A 15,059-nucleotide genomic window follows, 5' to 3' on the forward strand; every position below is an offset into this window, starting at 1 on the left:
CCCGGGCGACAATCCCCGGGTGATATCGATCAAGAGCAAGTTCAGAACGGCCGTGACCGCGCTCGCCGTCGGCGCCGCCCTCACGGTCGCGCCGTCGGCGTCGGCCGAGCCCGTCCTCGCGGTGACCACCGGCGCCCTGTTCAACGAGCCGAACAGCACCGACGCCGCCGCTCGGGGGCGGATTCTCTACCACCTCGGCGACCTCGTCGACGGCGCGGAGGCCGGGTCGTCCATCCGGATCTCCCTCTACCTGTTCCAGTCGGGGTACCTGGCCAACAAGCTGGGAGACGCCCACAAGAGGGGCGTCGCCGTCCAGGTCGTCGTCGACGACGACAGCAGGTCGGCGGGGCTCGACACCCTGAAGACCCGGCTGGCGGACCCGGCGGGCAGCCCCGACTCGTGGGTCCGCGGCTGCAAGGCGGAGGAGGCCTGCCTGGCCCTGGACCCGGGCACCACGGAGGCGGACCCGAACGGCACGTACGACAACGTCAACCACAACAAGTTCTTCCTGTTCTCCCGCACCAAGGGCAAGGGCGACACGTACGTCGACGACGTGCTGGTGCAGTCCTCCGGGAACCTCACCGGGCAGGACCTCGACGACTGGTGGAACGACGCGCTGACGGTCGCCGGCAACACGGCACTGTTCGACGCGTACGCCGGGTACTTCGACGACCAGGCCGCCGCCGCCGTCGGACAGACGCCGCAGGTCGCCGACTACGCGCACGACACCCAGGCGGGCAAGGCGAAGGTCTACTTCTTCCCGCGGGCGACCATCGACCCCGTCGTCAACATCCTCGCCACGGTGGCCCCGGTCGGCACCGCGGACTCCTGCGGCGGCAACTCCCCGGGCTTCGGCACGACCGACGGCCGTACGAAGATCCGCATCGCCCAGGGGCACATCACCCGCACCGACGTGGCGAAGAAGCTGTGGGAACTCGCCAACGCGGGCTGCCACATCGAGATCGTCTACCGCTCGCTCGACAACTGGACCACCGACGACAAGCCCATGGGGCAGGTGGCCAACTGGCTCACCAGGCCGGTGACCGGCAAGGGCCGCATCACCCTGCACCAGCTCGACAACGACAAGCGCGGCGGCTCCGACTCCCACACCAAGTACCTGCTGATCGAGGGCACGTACTACGGCGGCGCGAACAAGAAGATCGTCTTCACCGGCAGTCACACCTACACGACGACGGCGCTCCGGTACAACGACGAGACGCTGCTCAAGTACGAGGACGCGGCGGTCTTCGACGCGTACGTGGGGAACTTCGAGGCCCAGCGGGCGGCGGCCCAGTCCGAGGGCCTGTAGGGACGTCCGGGACTACAGCCACCCCTGCCGACGTGCCGCCCGCACCGCCTCCACGCGGTTGCGGGTGGACGTCTTGCCGATCGCCGAGGACAGGTAGTCGCGGACGGTGGACTCGGACAGCTGGAGCCGGGCCGCGATGTCCGCGATCGTCGCGCCGTCCACCGAGGCGGCCAGGGCCTCCCGCTCCCGGCCGGTCAGCGGGTTCGGACCGGCGCCGAGCGCGGCGGCAGCGAGGGCCGGATCGATGACCGTCTCGCCGCGGAGCGCCTTCCGGACCGCCTCGGCCAGCTCCTCCACGGGCCCGTCCTTCACGAGGAACCCCGCCGCACCGGCCTCCATCGCCCGGCGCAGACAGCCCGGCCTGCCGAAGGTCGTGAGGATCAGGACCCGGCAGTCCGGGACCTCGTCCCGGAGGTCGGCGGCGGCGTCGAGACCGCTGCGCCCCGGCAGCTCGATGTCGAGAAGGGCCACGTCGGGCCGCGCGAGCAGCGCCGCGTCCACGATCTCGTCCCCCCGCCCGACCTGCGCCACGACCTCGATGTCGCGCTCCATCCCGAGCAGCAGGGCCAGCGCGCCGCGCGTCATGCCCTGGTCCTCGGCGAGGAGGACTCGTACGGACTTTGCCGGGCGGTGGTCCTGAGGCATCTCGGTCACAGGGAACAGCGTATGGCGGACCGCCTGTTGGGGCCCGGCCACGCGCCCTGCTCGACGCGTCGGCGGGGCGTGGTCCTGCCGAGGTGCGTGTGCATCAATGCGGGGGGACACTAAAACCGTGATCCGCGTGATCCGCCTCTAGGAGGCATTCATGGGTGGTGAGCCTGCGGAAGAATCACGAGGAGCTCATACGGAAGACCAACCCCGAGCAAACTGATCGAAACGCCGCGTCGAACGCATCGCAGGAAGTCTCCGTGTCCATGCGGCACCTGGTGGGGAGCTGGCGCGCACTGGAGCAGCCGGACGAACAGCGAAGCGAGATCGACAGACTTCACGCCGCCGGTGCCGCTTTCAGCGAAGCGCACGCGAGCTTTGCGTCAGCGCTTTATCTTGACGAATACATGGATGAGTCGTACGGAGAACAGGAAACCGCCGTACTCAACGATCTCATTCATCAGGTAGAGATCCTGAACCTGAAGGAGTGCAAGGTTCAGGTCGGTAGTCCGGATGACGAGGGCGTGTACATCGTCCCGTGACTCGGCTTCTCAGGGTCTGCCTCCCCTCGGCCTCGTCGTCATGACCCTCCCCCGTGCTCCCCGTGGGGAGTTCCCCGGAGTCCCGGAAGCCGCCCTTGGGAGCCGGGCCCGAGTCCGCGCCTCACGAGACCGCCGCGTACATGACGAGGAGGGTGAAGGGGAGGGAGCCGGAATCCGGCGGCCCCGTCCGGCAGGCGGGGATGTACGGACCTGGCCGGGACAAATGCCCCGGGACCATGTGCTGACGGCTCGTCAGGTAGGGGGTGTCGGGAGGGTTCCCAACTCCTTTCGCCTCGGCTATACATGAGATCCACCGACCTAGAACGCGTTCTAGAACGGCCGCGTTCCGGGACGGTCCCGCACGGCCTCGGTGCGACCGACGGTGCGGACGGTCGCGCCGAGGTCTTTCCCGCCACCTCGCCCACGAGGAGCAGCAGCCCGATGCCGATCGACCCCGCCAAGGCCGTCGCCGCCGAACCCCGCAGCGCCGAGATCTCCTGGGACCACAAGGACGTCCAGCTCTACCACCTGGGACTGGGCGCCGGCCTGCCGGCGACCGACCCCGACGAGCTCCGCTACACCCTGGAGTCCAGGCTCCACGTCCTCCCCAGCTTCGCCACCGTCGCGGGCGCCGGCATGGGCGTCGTCGGAGGGCTCTCCGCCCCCGGCATCGACATCGACCTCGCCGCCGTCCTGCACGGCGGCCAGTCGGTCACGCTCCACCGGCCCGTCCCCGTCAGCGGCCGCGCCGTCTCCACCTCCCGCGTCGCCGCCGTCTACGACAAGGGCAAGGCCGCCGTCCTCGTCCTGCGCTCCGAGGCCTCCGACGCCGACGGCCCGCTCTGGACCAACGACGCCCAGATCTTCGTCCGCGGCGAAGGCGGCTGGGGTGGCGACCGCGGACCCTCCGAGCGCCTCGCGCTCCCGGAGCGGGAGCCCGACGCCACCGTCGAGCGGCCGATCCGCGAGGAACAGGCCCTGCTCTACCGGCTCTCCGGCGACTGGAACCCGCTCCACGCCGACCCCGAGTTCGCCAAGCTCGCCGGCTTCGATCGGCCGATCCTGCACGGCCTCTGCTCGTACGGCATGACCCTCAAGGCCGTCGTCGACACCCTGCTCGACGGGGACGTCACCCGCGTCCGCTCGTACCGCACGCGCTTCGCCGGGATCGTCTTCCCCGGCGAGACCCTGCGCCTGCGGATGTGGGCAGGCGAGGGCAGCGTCCAGGTGGCGGTCACCGCCGTGGAGCGCGACGACGCCCCCGTCCTCGCCGACACCGTCGTCGAGCACTCCTGACACTCCGTACCCATTCCCGTACTCCTGAGGGGAGCCGCACCATGCGCGCAGCCGTACTGCACGAGATCGGCCAGGACAAACTCGAAGTCCTCGACGACGTCGAGGCGGTGGGCTTCGGCCCCGGCAAGGTGCGGATCCGCGTCCGGGCCACCGGCCTCTGCCACTCCGACGTCTCCGCGATGAGCGGCGTCCTGCCGCAGCCCGCCCCCTTCATCCCCGGCCACGAGGGCGCGGGCGAGATCCTCGACATCGGCGACGGCGTCGGCCACCTGACCCCGGGGCAGCGCGTCCTGCTCTGCTGGCTGCCCGCCTGCGGCAGCTGTCCCGCCTGCAAGCGCGGCCAGACGCAGCTCTGCCTGGCCGGCTTCATGAACGCCGGCACGCCCAACTTCAAGCGCCCCGGCGGGGACGTCTTCGGCTTCGCCGGCACCGGCACCTTCACCGAGGAGGTCGTCGTCCCCGCGGGCTGCGCCGTCCCCATCCCCGACGACGTGCCCTTCGACATCGCGGCCCTCATCGGCTGCGGCGTCACCACGGGGCTCGGCGCGGCCATCAACACCGCGAAGGTGGAGGCCGGTTCGTCGGTCGCCGTCATCGGCTGCGGCGGCGTCGGCATCTCCACGATCCAGGGCGCCAAGCTCCAGGGCGCCGCCCAGATCATCGCCGTCGACCCCGTCGAGTCCCGGCGCGAGGCCGCGCTGCGCTTCGGCGCCACGGAGGCCGTCGCCCCGGACGCGCTCGCCGACGCCAAGCAGCGGATCACCGGCGGGGAGGGCTTCGACTACGTCTTCGAGGTCGTCGGCAAGTCCGCCACCGCCCGCACCGCCTACGAGACGACCCGGCGCGGCGGCACGCTCTGCGTCGTCGGCGCGGGCGCCCTCGACGACTTCCTCCAGTTCAACATGTTCGAGCTGTTCTTCGACGAGAAGAAGATCCTGCCGTCCATGTACGGCGGCGGGGACGTGCTCACGTCGTACGAGCGGACCATCGCGCTCTGGCGGGCCGGCCGCGTGGACCTGGAGTCGCTCATCACCCACCGGGTGCCGCTGGCCGGGATCAACGAGGCACTGGAGCAGATGCGTACGGGTACGGCACTCCGCACCTGCATCGAGATCTGAGACCCGAGATCCGAGATCTGAGAGGACTTCTGCGAGATGTCACTCCCTCTTGAGGGTTTGAGCGCGATCGTCACCGGCGCCGGACGGGGCCTCGGCCGCGCCGAGGCGCTCGAACTGGCCCGGCTCGGCGCGGCCGTCGTCGTCAACGACTACGGGCAGGCCGGCCGCGACGGCTCCGGGGACGCCTCCGCCGCGCCCGCCGAGGAGGTCGCCGCGGAGATCCGCGCGGCGGGCGGCCGGGCGGTCGCCCACCTCGGCGACGTCTCCGACTTCGAGACGGCGCGGGGCCTGATCGACCTGGCGGTGGCCGAGTTCGGGAAGCTGGACGTCCTGGTCAACAACGCGGGCATCCTGCGCGACCGGATGGTCTTCTCGATGAGCGAGGACGAGTGGGACTCCGTCGTACGGGTCCACCTCAAGGGCCACTTCAACACCACCCACTTCGCGGCGGTGCACTGGCGGGGCCGCTCCAAGGCGGGGGAGACCGGCGTCTACGGCCGGATCGTCAACACCTCCTCCGAGGCCTTCCTCGCCGGCTCGGCCGGCCAGCCCAACTACGCGGCGGCCAAGGGCGGCATCGTGGGCCTGACGACCTCGTCGGCGCTCGCGCTCGCCCGGTACGGGGTCACGGCCAACGCGATCTGCCCGCGGGCCAGGACCCGCATGACGGAGGACGTGTTCGCGGGCTTCGGCGAGCCGGGGGAGGGGGAGCTCGACCCGCTGTCCCCGGAGCACGTGGCGCCGCTCGTCGGCTACCTCGCCTCCCCGGCGGCGGCCGGGGTCAACGGCCAGCTGCTCGTCGTCCACGGCGGGATGGTGGCGGTCGTGGACAGGCCCAGGGTGTCGGCCAAGTTCGACACGGCCAAGGAGGCGTTCACGTACGAGGAACTGGACTCCGTACTGACCCCCCACTACGCGTCCCGCCCGGCGGGCGAGACCTTCGCCGCGGCGGAGGTACTGGGCCTGAAGAAGGGCTGACGCGGGGAGCAGGGGGAGCAGGGGGAAGGTGGGGAACGGTGAAGGGCCCCGGGGAGACCCGGGGCCCTTCATCATGCCGAACCGTCTGCTGGACTACTCGGTCAGTGCGCGTCGGGTTCGCGGCGGTGGCGGCCGTGCGGCGAGGACGTGGAGTCCTCCGCCGGTGACGCCTCTCCGCGATGCCTTCCGGAGCCGTGCGGCTCCTTACCCTCCGTGCTTGCTTCCGACATGGTGCAACTCACCCCGTATGAATCGGTCGTTCGGTCTTGCTGTGCAACCCATGAGTTTAATGACGCGGAGTCCGTCATGTCCCGTCGTACGTGGCCCGGGCGCGGTCGATCGTCTCGACGTGTCGCTCGGCCCAGCCGGCGAGGCCGACCAGCGAGTCGTACAGCTCCCGCGCCATCGGCGTCGCCGTGTACTCGACCCTCGGCGGCACCGTCGGGAAGACGGTGCGGTTCAGCAGGCCGTCGCGCTCCAGGTTGCGCAGGGTCAGTGTCAGCATGCGGCGGCTGATGCCCTTGAGCTGCCGCTCCAGTTCGGTGAAGCGGGCCGGGCCCTGCGTGGTGACCAGCAGGATGCCGATGCTCCATTTCCCGCTGACCCTGCCGAGGAGGTCGAGCACCGAGCAGGCGGCCTCCGCGGCGGGAGTTTCGCACTCCTTCACGGCGCCGACCTGGACGGTCACATCGGTGTTCCCCTGGGACATGAATGTGCCTCCTTCCGCTCCGGCCCATGGTCCCAGACCATGATCCCTGTCAGCGGAACAGATCGCAGGGGGAGTCGTCGTGGCGGACAGGATTCGGGTCGGAGTGGTCGGGGCGCACGCGGAGCGTGGCTGGGGGCGCGCCATCCACCTGCCGGCCCTGGCGGCCTCGCGGGACGACTACGAGATCACCGCGGTCGCCGGTACGAGCCCGGAGTCGGCACGCGCGGCGGCCGAGGTGTGGGGGGCCCGGTACGCCTTCGACGACGCCCGGGAGCTGATGGAGCACCCCGAGGTCGACCTGGTCACCATCGCCGTACAACTCCCGCAGCGGGACGGCCTGGTGGAAGCGGCGATCGCGGCCGGCAAGCACGTGTACAGCGAGTGGCCGCTGGCGCTCGACGCGGCGACCGCCGAGCGGTTCCGTACGAGCGCGGAGGCGGCCGGGGTCCAGGCCGCGGTCGGGCTGCAGTCCCGCCACCACCCGATGGTCCGGTATCTGCGCGACCTGCTCGCCGAGGGCGCGGTCGGCGAGATGCTCTCCACCTCGCTCACCTACTCGCTCGCGGCGCCCGAGGTCTGGTCGCGGCGGTACACGGCGCTGTTCGACCACACCAAGGGCGTCAACCACGTGGCGGTCGTCGGCGGCCACTCCCTCGACATGTACCGGTCGATCGTGGGCGACTTCGCCGAGCTGTCCGCGTCCCTGACGACCCGGATCCGCACGGTCACCCTCCAGGAGACCGGCGAGGAGATCGAGGTGACCTCGCCGGACCAGATCGTGGTGGCGGGCCTGCTGGAGTCGGGCGCCGCGGCCTCCGCGCACTTCATGACGGGCGGACCGCGGGGCGACGGCTTCCGTGTCGAGGTGCACGGACGGGCCGGCCGGCTCGTCCTGCGCTCCACCGACGACTCCCTGGTCGGACCCGAGTTCGTCCTCACGCACGCGAAGGCCGACGGCGGCCCCGTCGAGACGCTCACGCCGCCCGAGCGCTACCTCCCGGCGGCGGGCGGGGCGCCGTCGCCGGTGAGCAACGTGCACCAGGTGTACGCGGATCTGGCGCGGGCGATCCGTACCGGCGAACCCTTCGACCCCGACTTCGGCACGGCGGTCCGCACGCACCGCCTCCTCGACGCGATCAAGCGGTCCGCCGAGACGGGCCGGCGGGAGCGGCTCGGCTGAACGCCTGACGGTGCGGAGTCCCGGATCAGCCCGTGGGCTTGCGGTCGGCCAGTGGTGCCTGCTGCAACGGCACCGGGCGGCACACCCGGGGCTCGTCGGCGGTCACCTCGACCCGTACCGCCGGCACCGGCTCCGGCTCCGGCGGAGTCTCCAGGTCCGCGAGGCCGCACGGCGCCCCGGCCGTCGCGTACGGCAGCCGCAGCACGCCCTCGGCCGTCCACAGGCCCGCGCCCGCCAGCCAGCCCACGGGCGCGGCCGACTGGACCAGCCGGCGGGACGAGGGCTCCCAGGTCCCCACCCAGCTGCCGCCCGCCGCGTCGATCCGCAGCGCCACCGAGCAGCTCTCCGGCATCAGGACCTGCCCCGGCTGCACCGCGAACGGCGTCACCGTCGCGTCGTCGAGCCGCAGGCACTCCGGGAACCGCACCGGCAGCAGGCTGCCGAGCACGCCCCAGCCGAGCCGCTCGCGCCCCGGCGTCGGCGCGTCGGAGCCGATGAGGAGCAGCCCGCTGTCCGGGTCGGCGAGGAGCAGCCGGTCGTCGCTCTCCTCGGTGATCTGGAGCAGCGGTGTCACCTCGCCGCCGCGCTCCAGGTCGACGGTGACGGCCTTCACCGGTCCGTCGTCCAGCCGCCGGTCGAGCGCGAGCATCCGGCCCGTACGGTCGAGCCACACCCCGCCCGAGCAGCGGCCCTCGACCTCGGCGACCTGCTCGGGGCCGAAGGCGCCGCCCGCGACGAGCCACAGCGTCGTCGTGTCGGGGCCGACGCACATCGCGTACGCGCAGATGCCGTCCGGCGAGGCCGGCAGGAGGACCAGCCGCTCGGAGCCGGGCGCCTCCACCGCGCCGAGCTGGAGCTCCCCGGTGGCCGGTCCTGTGGGGTAGAGCAGCGAGAACGTGTTCCTCCGCCCGTCCACGCGGCGGGCGACGAGCACCCGGCCGTCCGCGAGGGGCAGCAGCCGGGTGTGCGGCTCCTCCGGCTGGCCGAGGGGGAGCGGGACGGCGTACGGCTCGGGGCCGTCGAGCGTCCACCGCTCCACGTACAGGGCGTCACCGGCGCCCGCGAGCCTGGCCGCGTACGCGCCGTTGGCCGTGATCGTGAAGCCGGCCGACCCGGTGGGGTCCTTGTCGCGGCCGTCGTCCTCGGCCGCCGTCTCGATGGCACACGCTGTCATCGACTCGTCACCTCCGGCCACGAAGCTAGTTTTCGCACTTCCTGCCGAACAACACGAGCCCGGTCACTTCACACATAAGGGTGATTGCCCGGCGGTTCGGCTGAGGGGGAGGGGGTGGCTGTGCTGGAGTGACCGGTGATGAGTAAGGTAAGGCGAGCCTAAGCGGAGTTGTTTACTCCGGTCGGTCGCGTCCGAAATCCCTGCATCCCCGTATCAGGAGCCTTCTCATGTCCTTCCGCCGTCGCGGCACCGCCGCCGCCGTCGCCCTCGCCGCCGCGCTCTCCCTCGCGGCCTGCGGAGGAGGGGACGGAGGGTCCGACGCCTCCGCGAAGGAGGACGCGACCAAGAAGAAGGACGTCGCCACCGGCGGCAAGGACTTCGGCGACGCCGCCGCCAAGACCGCGGCCATGGGGACCGACGCGAAGCCGGGCCAGTTCCCGCGCACGCTCACCCACGCCCTCGGCACGACCGAGCTGAAGGCCGCCCCCAAGCGGGTCGTCGTCCTCGACGTCGGCGAGCTCGACAACGTCGTCTCCCTCGGCGTCCAGCCCGTCGGCTACGCCCCCTCCGAGGGCGACGAGGCCATCCCCGGCTACCTCGAGAAGGACGCGGGCACCCCGAAGTCCGTCGGCACCATCAACAACCTCAACCTGGAGGCCATCGCCAACCTCCAGCCCGACCTCATCCTCGGCAGCCAGCTGCGCGCCGCCGACAAGTACGACGAGCTGTCGAAGATCGCGCCGACCGTCTTCTCCATCCGCCCGGGCTTCACCTGGAAGGAGAACTACCTCCTCAACGCCGCCGCGCTCGACAAGACGGCCGAGGCGAAGACGAAGCTCTCCGCGTACGAGACGAAGGCGAAGCAGCTGGGGGCTGACATCGGCGCGGCCAGCGGCCCGAACAAGCCGACCATCTCGATGGTCCGCTACCTCCCCGGCAAGATCCGCCTCTACGCGAAGGCCTCCTTCATCGGCACGATCCTGGAGGACACCGGTCTGCCCCGGCCCAAGAACCAGCAGATCGACGAGCTCGCGGCCGAGATCAGCCCGGAGAAGATCGACGACGCCGACGCCGACTGGATCTTCACCGGCGTCTACGGCGACGCCAAGGCCACCAAGAAGGACGCCGCCCAGGGCAACCCGCTCTGGAAGAACCTGACCGCCGTCAAGGCCGGCCAGGCCAAGGACGTCCCGGACGAGACCTGGTACCTCGGCCTCGGCGTGACCGCGGCGAACAGCGTCCTCGACGACCTGCGCGCCGACCTCGTCAAGAAGTAGCGCGAAGCGGTACGCGGGTACGCCCGGGCTGCGGGGCACGGAGGACAGGTAGCCTTTCCTCCGTGCCCCGTCTGTCTGAAGTCATCGCCGCGCTCGACGCCCTCTGGCCGCCCCAGCGCGCCGAGCAGTGGGACGCCGTCGGCACCGTCTGCGGCGACCCCGACGCCGAGGTCACCCGCGTCCTGTTCGCCGTCGACCCCGTCCAGGAGATCGCCGACGAGGCGATCGCCCTCGGCGCCGACCTGCTCGTCACCCACCACCCGCTCTACCTGCGCGGTACGACGACGGTCGCGGCCGGCCACTTCAAGGGCCGCGTCGTGCACGACCTCATCAAGCACGACGTCGCCCTCCACGTCGCGCACACCAACGCCGACACCGCCGAGCCCGGCGTCTCCGACGCCCTCGCCGGCGCGCTCGACCTCCGCGTCACCGGCCCCCTCGTGCCCGAGAACAACCTGGGCCGGATCTGCGAGCTCGACCACCCCGAGACCCTCGCCGAGTTCGCGGCCCGCGCCGCGAAGCGGCTGCCCGCCACCGCGCAGGGCATCCGGGTCGCAGGCGACCCCGGCATGACCGTCCGCCGCGTCGCGGTCAGCGGCGGCTCCGGCGACAGCCTCTTCGACGCCGTACGGGCCGCGGGCGTCGACGCCTTCCTCACCGCCGACCTGCGCCACCACCCGGCCTCCGAGGCCACCCAACACGTGACATCGTCCGGGCCACTGGGCCTGGTCGACGCCGCCCACTGGGCCACCGAATGGCCCTGGTGCGAGCAGGCCGCCGCCCAGCTCGACGCGATTTCCGACCGCCACGGCTGGGACCTCCGCGTCCACGTCTCGAAGACGGTCACCGACCCCTGGTCCTCCCACCACACCTCCCCTGGAGCCCCCAACTGAACGCCGCGCCCGCCGACCAGATCCGCCTCCTCGACGTCCAGGCCCTGGACGTCCGACTCCAGCAGCTCGCCCACAAGCGGAAGTCGCTCCCCGAGCACGCCGAGATCGAGTCGCTGGCCAAGGACCTCACGCAGCTGCGCGACCTGCTCGTCGCCGCGCAGACCGAGGAGAGCGACTGCGGCCGCGAGCAGACCAAGTCCGAGCAGGACGTCGACCTGGTCCGCCAGCGCGCCGCCCGCGACCAGCAGCGGCTCGATTCCGGCGCCGCCTCCCCGCGTGACCTGGAGAACCTCCAGCGCGAGATCGTCTCCCTCGCCAAGCGCCAGGGCGATCTGGAAGAGATCGTCCTGGAGGTCATGGAGCGCCGCGAGTCCGCCCAGGAGCGCGTCGCCGAGCTGACCGAGCGGGTCTCCGCCGTCCAGTCCAAGACCGACGACGCCACCGCCCGGCGCGACGCCGCCCAGGGCGAGCTGGACGCCGAGGCCGCGTCCGTCGCCAAGGAGCGCGAGCTCGTCGCGGGCTCCGTCCCGGCCGACCTGCTCAAGCTGTACGAGAAGCTGCGCGAGCAGCAGGGCGGTGTCGGCGCGGCGCGGCTGTACCAGCGCAAGTGCGAGGGCTGCCACATCGAGCTCAACATCACCGAGCTGAACGACGTCCGGGCCGCCGCCCGCGACGCCGTCGTCCGGTGCGAGAACTGCCGCCGGATCCTGGTCCGCACCTCGGAGTCCGGTCTGTAATGCCGTCTCCGTCTTCGCGTGAGGTGATCGTCGAGGCCGACGGGGGTTCCCGGGGCAACCCGGGGCCCGCCGGTTACGGGGCGGTCGTCCTGGACCCCGTGACGGGCGAGACGCTCGCGGAGGCGGCCGAGTACATCGGCGTGGCGACGAACAACGTCGCCGAGTACAAGGGCCTGGTGGCGGGGCTCACGGCGGCCCGGGCGCTCTTCCCGGACGCCACCGTCCACGTCCGCATGGACTCCAAGCTGGTCGTCGAGCAGATGTCCGGCCGCTGGAAGATCAAGCACCCGGACATGAAGCCGCTGGCCGCCGAGGCGGGCCGCGTCTTCCCCGTGGGCCGGGTCCGCTACGAGTGGATCCCGCGCGAGCTGAACAAGCACGCGGACCGGCTCGCCAACGAGGCGATGGACGCGGGCAAGCAGGGCCGCCAGTGGGAGCCCTCCGGCTCGACGGCCGCGCTGGACGCCGGCGCCGCCCGCAACGCCGCGACCCCGCCGCCGTCCGGCCCGCCCGGCGACGCCGCCGCGGGCGCGGCGCGCGCCCGCGCGGCCCTGGCGCCGCGGCCGGGCGGGACGCCGACGTCCGCCGGAGTCGGTGCCGTGTCGGGCACGGGAACGGGGACGGGCACGGGAAAGGGAACGGGCGTCTGGCCGAACACCGCGCCGGGGGTGCCGGCCCCGGACGACGAGCCGGACGACGGCCTGTTCGCCGTCGAGCAGGCCGTCGCGCCCCTGGGAAGCCCGGGCGACTCCGCGGCCTCCGGAGACTTCGAGGCCGAGGCGGGCGCGACGGCGCCGACCGGCCGCGCCGCGCGCGTCCACGCGCCGGTCACCGACCCGGCCACGACGCCCGGAACGGCCACTGCCCCGCAGCCGCAGCTCCAGCCGCAGGCCACCGGGGACGCGGCGCAGGCGCCCGCGGGCGCGCCCGCCCTGTCCGGCACCGCCGCCCCCGCGCAGCCGAAGGCCACCGCACCCGCCGCCCCCCGGCAGGGCTGGTCCGCCGGGCCCGACATGGGGGCACCGGCGACGTTCGTGCTGCTGCGGCACGGCGAGACCGCGCTCACGCCCGAGAAGCGGTTCTCGGGGAGCGGCGGCACCGACCCCGAGCTGTCGGCGGCCGGGCTGCGCCAGGCCGAGGCCGTCGCCGAGGCGCTCGCCGCGCGCGGCACCATCCAGGAGATCGTCAGCTCGCCCCTCACCCGCTGCCGTCAGACCGCCGCCGCCGTCGCCGCCCGCCTCGGGCTCGACGTCCACGTCGACCGGGGGCTGCGCGAGACCGACTTCGGCGCCTGGGAGGGCCTCACCTTCGGCGAGGTCCGCGAGCGCCACCCGGACGACCTCGACGCCTGGCTGGCCTCCCCGAAGGCCGCGCCGACCGGCGGGGGCGAGAGCTTCGCGGCCGTCGCCCGGCGCGTCGCCGCCGCCCGGGACCGGCTGACCGCCGCCCACACGGGCCGTACCGTCCTCCTCGTCACCCACGTCACCCCGATCAAGACCCTGGTCCGGCTCGCGCTCGGCGCCCCGCCGGAGTCGCTGTTCCGGATGGAGCTGTCGGCGGCCTCGATCTCGGCGGTGGCCTACTACGCCGACGGCAACGCGTCCGTACGGCTCCTCAACGACACCTCGCACCTGCGCTGAGCCGCGGCGGGCGGCCGTAAAAGGCTGGACCCCGTCCCCGGTGGCGTACCACCATCACCTTCCATGACGTGGTACTTCACCGAGGACGCCGCCGCCTTCCGCGCCGCCGCGGGCGGGCTTCTGGCCGCCGAGGCCGCCCGTAACACCGCCGTGCTCACCCTCATGGACTCCGCCGGGCGGCTCGGCTGGTGGGCCGAGGCCGACGGGCGGGTCACCGGGGTGCTCGCGGTGTCCCCGTCGCACACGCCGGTCTTCGGGGCCGTGACGGTGGAAGCCGCCCGCGCCCTCGCCTTCCCGGCCGGCGAGGAGCCGACGGCCGTACGCGGGGAGACCGCGGCCGTCGAGGCCTTCGCGGACGCCACCGGCCTCCCGTGGACGCCGACGGGCCGCATGCGGCTCTTCCGGCTCGGCGAGCTCGTCCCGCCGGACCCGGCCCCGGCCGGCCGCGCCCGCGTCGCCACCTCGGCGGACATCCCGCTCACCGCCGCCTGGGCGTGGGAGTTCGCCCGGGACATCGGGGAGAAGCCGAGTCCGGACCAGGACTTCACGGGGCCCGTTACCGACCGGGTCTCCGACGGCCGGCTCGTCCTCTGGGAGGCCCCCGACGGCCGCCCGGTGTCGATGGCGTGCGTCTCGCCCACGATCGAGGGCCAGGCCCGCGTCCACCTCGTCTACACCCCGCCCGCCGAGCGCGGACGCGGTTACGCGGCCGGTGCCACCGAGGCGGTCAGCCGGGCCGCGCGGGACGGCGGCGCCGCACAGGTCCTCCTCTTCACGGACCTCGCCAACCCCACCAGCAACGCCCTCTACCAGCGGCTCGGCTACCGCCCGGTGACGGATCACCTGGGGATCGAGTTCACCGGCCTCAGCCGCTGACAGGGACCCGGAGCGCCGCCGCACCGCGCGCGAGGGCCTCGACCCGGGCCCAGTCGCGGGCCGCGAGGGCGTCGGGCGGCAGCATCCACGTACCGCCGACGCAGCCGACGTTCGGGAGGGACAGGTAGGCGGGCGCGGAGGCGAGGGAGATGCCGCCCGTCGGACAGAAGCGGGCCTGCGGGAGCGGGCCCGCGAGGGACTTCAGATACGGGACGCCGCCCGCCGCCTCCGCCGGGAAGAACTTCATGTCCTCCACGCCGCGTTCGAGCAGCGCCACGACCTCCGAGGCCGTCGAGACGCCCGGCAGGAAGGGCACGCCCGGCTCCCGCAGCGCGTCGAGGAGCCGGTCGGTCCACCCGGGGCTCACCAGGAACCGGGCCCCGGCGCCGACCGCGTCCGCGACCCCGGCCGCCGAGACGACCGTGCCCGCGCCGACGACCGCTTCCGGCACCTCGGCCGCGATCGCCCGGAGGGCGTCGAGCGCGGCGGCGGTGCGGAGGGTGACCTCGATCAGCGGCAGCCCGCCGGCGACGAGGGCGCGGGCGAGCGGGACGGCGTCGGCGGCGTCCTCGATCACCACGACGGGGACGACGGGGGACGTCGGGGCAAGGTCGAACACGCTCGTCATGGGCCTCATCGTGCCCAGGGCGAGCGTGACACGCAACGACCGTTGCGCAGGATG

At 72.8% G+C, this 15,059-nt stretch carries 15 protein-coding genes; 11 read left to right on the top strand and 4 right to left on the bottom strand.

Annotation, left to right across the window (positions count from 1 at the left end):
* The first annotated feature begins 19 nt into the window (after positions 1 to 19).
* Positions 20 to 1,309 (top strand): phospholipase D-like domain-containing protein, encoded by a 1,290-nt coding sequence (locus tag ACIBG6_RS12800; RefSeq protein ID WP_399222600.1) that lies wholly within the window; start codon positions 20 to 22, stop codon positions 1,307 to 1,309.
* Positions 1,310 to 1,321: 12 nt separating this feature from the next.
* Here ACIBG6_RS12800 and ACIBG6_RS12805 read toward each other — a convergent pair whose 3' ends face one another.
* Positions 1,322 to 1,954: a response regulator gene (locus tag ACIBG6_RS12805; protein WP_399222700.1), complete on the bottom strand. Its 633-nt coding sequence runs from the start codon at positions 1,952 to 1,954 to the stop codon at positions 1,322 to 1,324.
* Positions 1,955 to 2,118: 164 nt separating this feature from the next.
* On the opposite strand from ACIBG6_RS12805, the gene ACIBG6_RS12810 reads away from it, so the two are divergent.
* From ACIBG6_RS12810 to ACIBG6_RS12825, 4 genes are all read left to right on the top strand, one after another.
* The gene (locus tag ACIBG6_RS12810) at positions 2,119 to 2,499 is read left to right on the top strand and encodes a hypothetical protein (RefSeq protein WP_399222601.1); all 381 of its coding nucleotides are present in this window, start codon (positions 2,119 to 2,121) and stop codon (positions 2,497 to 2,499) included.
* Between the two features lie 441 nt (positions 2,500 to 2,940).
* The gene (locus ACIBG6_RS12815) at positions 2,941 to 3,795 is read left to right on the top strand and encodes a MaoC/PaaZ C-terminal domain-containing protein (RefSeq protein ID WP_399222602.1); all 855 of its coding nucleotides are present in this window, start codon (positions 2,941 to 2,943) and stop codon (positions 3,793 to 3,795) included.
* 41 nt (positions 3,796 to 3,836) lie between these two features.
* Positions 3,837 to 4,913 carry a Zn-dependent alcohol dehydrogenase gene (locus ACIBG6_RS12820; protein WP_399222603.1) on the top strand — a complete coding sequence of 359 codons (1,077 nt, stop codon included), beginning with the start codon at positions 3,837 to 3,839 and terminating at the stop codon, positions 4,911 to 4,913.
* A 36-nt stretch (positions 4,914 to 4,949) separates the two neighbouring features.
* Positions 4,950 to 5,891 carry a 3-oxoacyl-ACP reductase gene (locus ACIBG6_RS12825; RefSeq protein WP_399222605.1) on the top strand — a complete coding sequence of 314 codons (942 nt, stop codon included), beginning with the start codon at positions 4,950 to 4,952 and terminating at the stop codon, positions 5,889 to 5,891.
* A 304-nt stretch (positions 5,892 to 6,195) separates the two neighbouring features.
* Here the strand turns inward: ACIBG6_RS12825 and ACIBG6_RS12830 are convergent, their stop codons facing one another.
* Positions 6,196 to 6,600 carry a winged helix-turn-helix transcriptional regulator gene (locus ACIBG6_RS12830; protein WP_399222606.1) on the bottom strand — a complete coding sequence of 135 codons (405 nt, stop codon included), beginning with the start codon at positions 6,598 to 6,600 and terminating at the stop codon, positions 6,196 to 6,198.
* A gap of 79 nt (positions 6,601 to 6,679) precedes the next feature.
* On the opposite strand from ACIBG6_RS12830, the gene ACIBG6_RS12835 reads away from it, so the two are divergent.
* A complete protein-coding gene (locus tag ACIBG6_RS12835) occupies positions 6,680 to 7,780 on the top strand; it encodes a Gfo/Idh/MocA family protein (protein ID WP_399222607.1) in 1,101 nt (366 codons plus the stop codon).
* Between the two features lie 25 nt (positions 7,781 to 7,805).
* Here ACIBG6_RS12835 and ACIBG6_RS12840 read toward each other — a convergent pair whose 3' ends face one another.
* On the bottom strand, positions 7,806 to 8,954 hold the full coding sequence (locus ACIBG6_RS12840) for a hypothetical protein (protein WP_399222608.1): 1,149 nt from the start codon (positions 8,952 to 8,954) through the stop codon (positions 7,806 to 7,808).
* A 227-nt stretch (positions 8,955 to 9,181) separates the two neighbouring features.
* Here ACIBG6_RS12840 and ACIBG6_RS12845 point away from each other — a divergent pair, with 227 nt between their 5' ends.
* From ACIBG6_RS12845 to ACIBG6_RS12865, 5 genes are all read left to right on the top strand, one after another.
* A complete protein-coding gene (locus ACIBG6_RS12845; RefSeq protein ID WP_399222610.1) occupies positions 9,182 to 10,231 on the top strand; it encodes an ABC transporter substrate-binding protein in 1,050 nt (349 codons plus the stop codon).
* Between the two features lie 62 nt (positions 10,232 to 10,293).
* A complete protein-coding gene (locus tag ACIBG6_RS12850) occupies positions 10,294 to 11,124 on the top strand; it encodes a Nif3-like dinuclear metal center hexameric protein (protein WP_399222611.1) in 831 nt (276 codons plus the stop codon).
* Entirely contained in the window at positions 11,121 to 11,861 is a 741-nt protein-coding gene (locus ACIBG6_RS12855) for a zinc ribbon domain-containing protein (RefSeq protein WP_399222701.1), read from the top strand. The genes ACIBG6_RS12850 and ACIBG6_RS12855 overlap by 4 nt, the downstream gene beginning before the upstream one ends.
* Entirely contained in the window at positions 11,861 to 13,501 is a 1,641-nt protein-coding gene (locus tag ACIBG6_RS12860) for a bifunctional RNase H/acid phosphatase (RefSeq protein ID WP_399222612.1), read from the top strand. Before ACIBG6_RS12855 ends, ACIBG6_RS12860 begins: the two co-directional genes overlap by 1 nt.
* 63 nt (positions 13,502 to 13,564) lie before the next feature.
* On the top strand, positions 13,565 to 14,377 hold the full coding sequence (locus ACIBG6_RS12865) for a GNAT family N-acetyltransferase (protein ID WP_399222613.1): 813 nt from the start codon (positions 13,565 to 13,567) through the stop codon (positions 14,375 to 14,377).
* Here the strand turns inward: ACIBG6_RS12865 and eda are convergent.
* The gene (gene eda, locus ACIBG6_RS12870) at positions 14,367 to 15,005 is read right to left on the bottom strand and encodes a bifunctional 4-hydroxy-2-oxoglutarate aldolase/2-dehydro-3-deoxy-phosphogluconate aldolase (RefSeq protein WP_399222614.1); all 639 of its coding nucleotides are present in this window, start codon (positions 15,003 to 15,005) and stop codon (positions 14,367 to 14,369) included. The two genes, ACIBG6_RS12865 and eda, sit on opposite strands and share 11 nt — an antisense overlap.
* Positions 15,006 to 15,059 lie beyond the last annotated feature (54 nt).

This window comes from Streptomyces sp. NPDC050842, assembly GCF_044456565.1.
Taxonomy (GTDB): domain Bacteria; phylum Actinomycetota; class Actinomycetes; order Streptomycetales; family Streptomycetaceae; genus Streptomyces.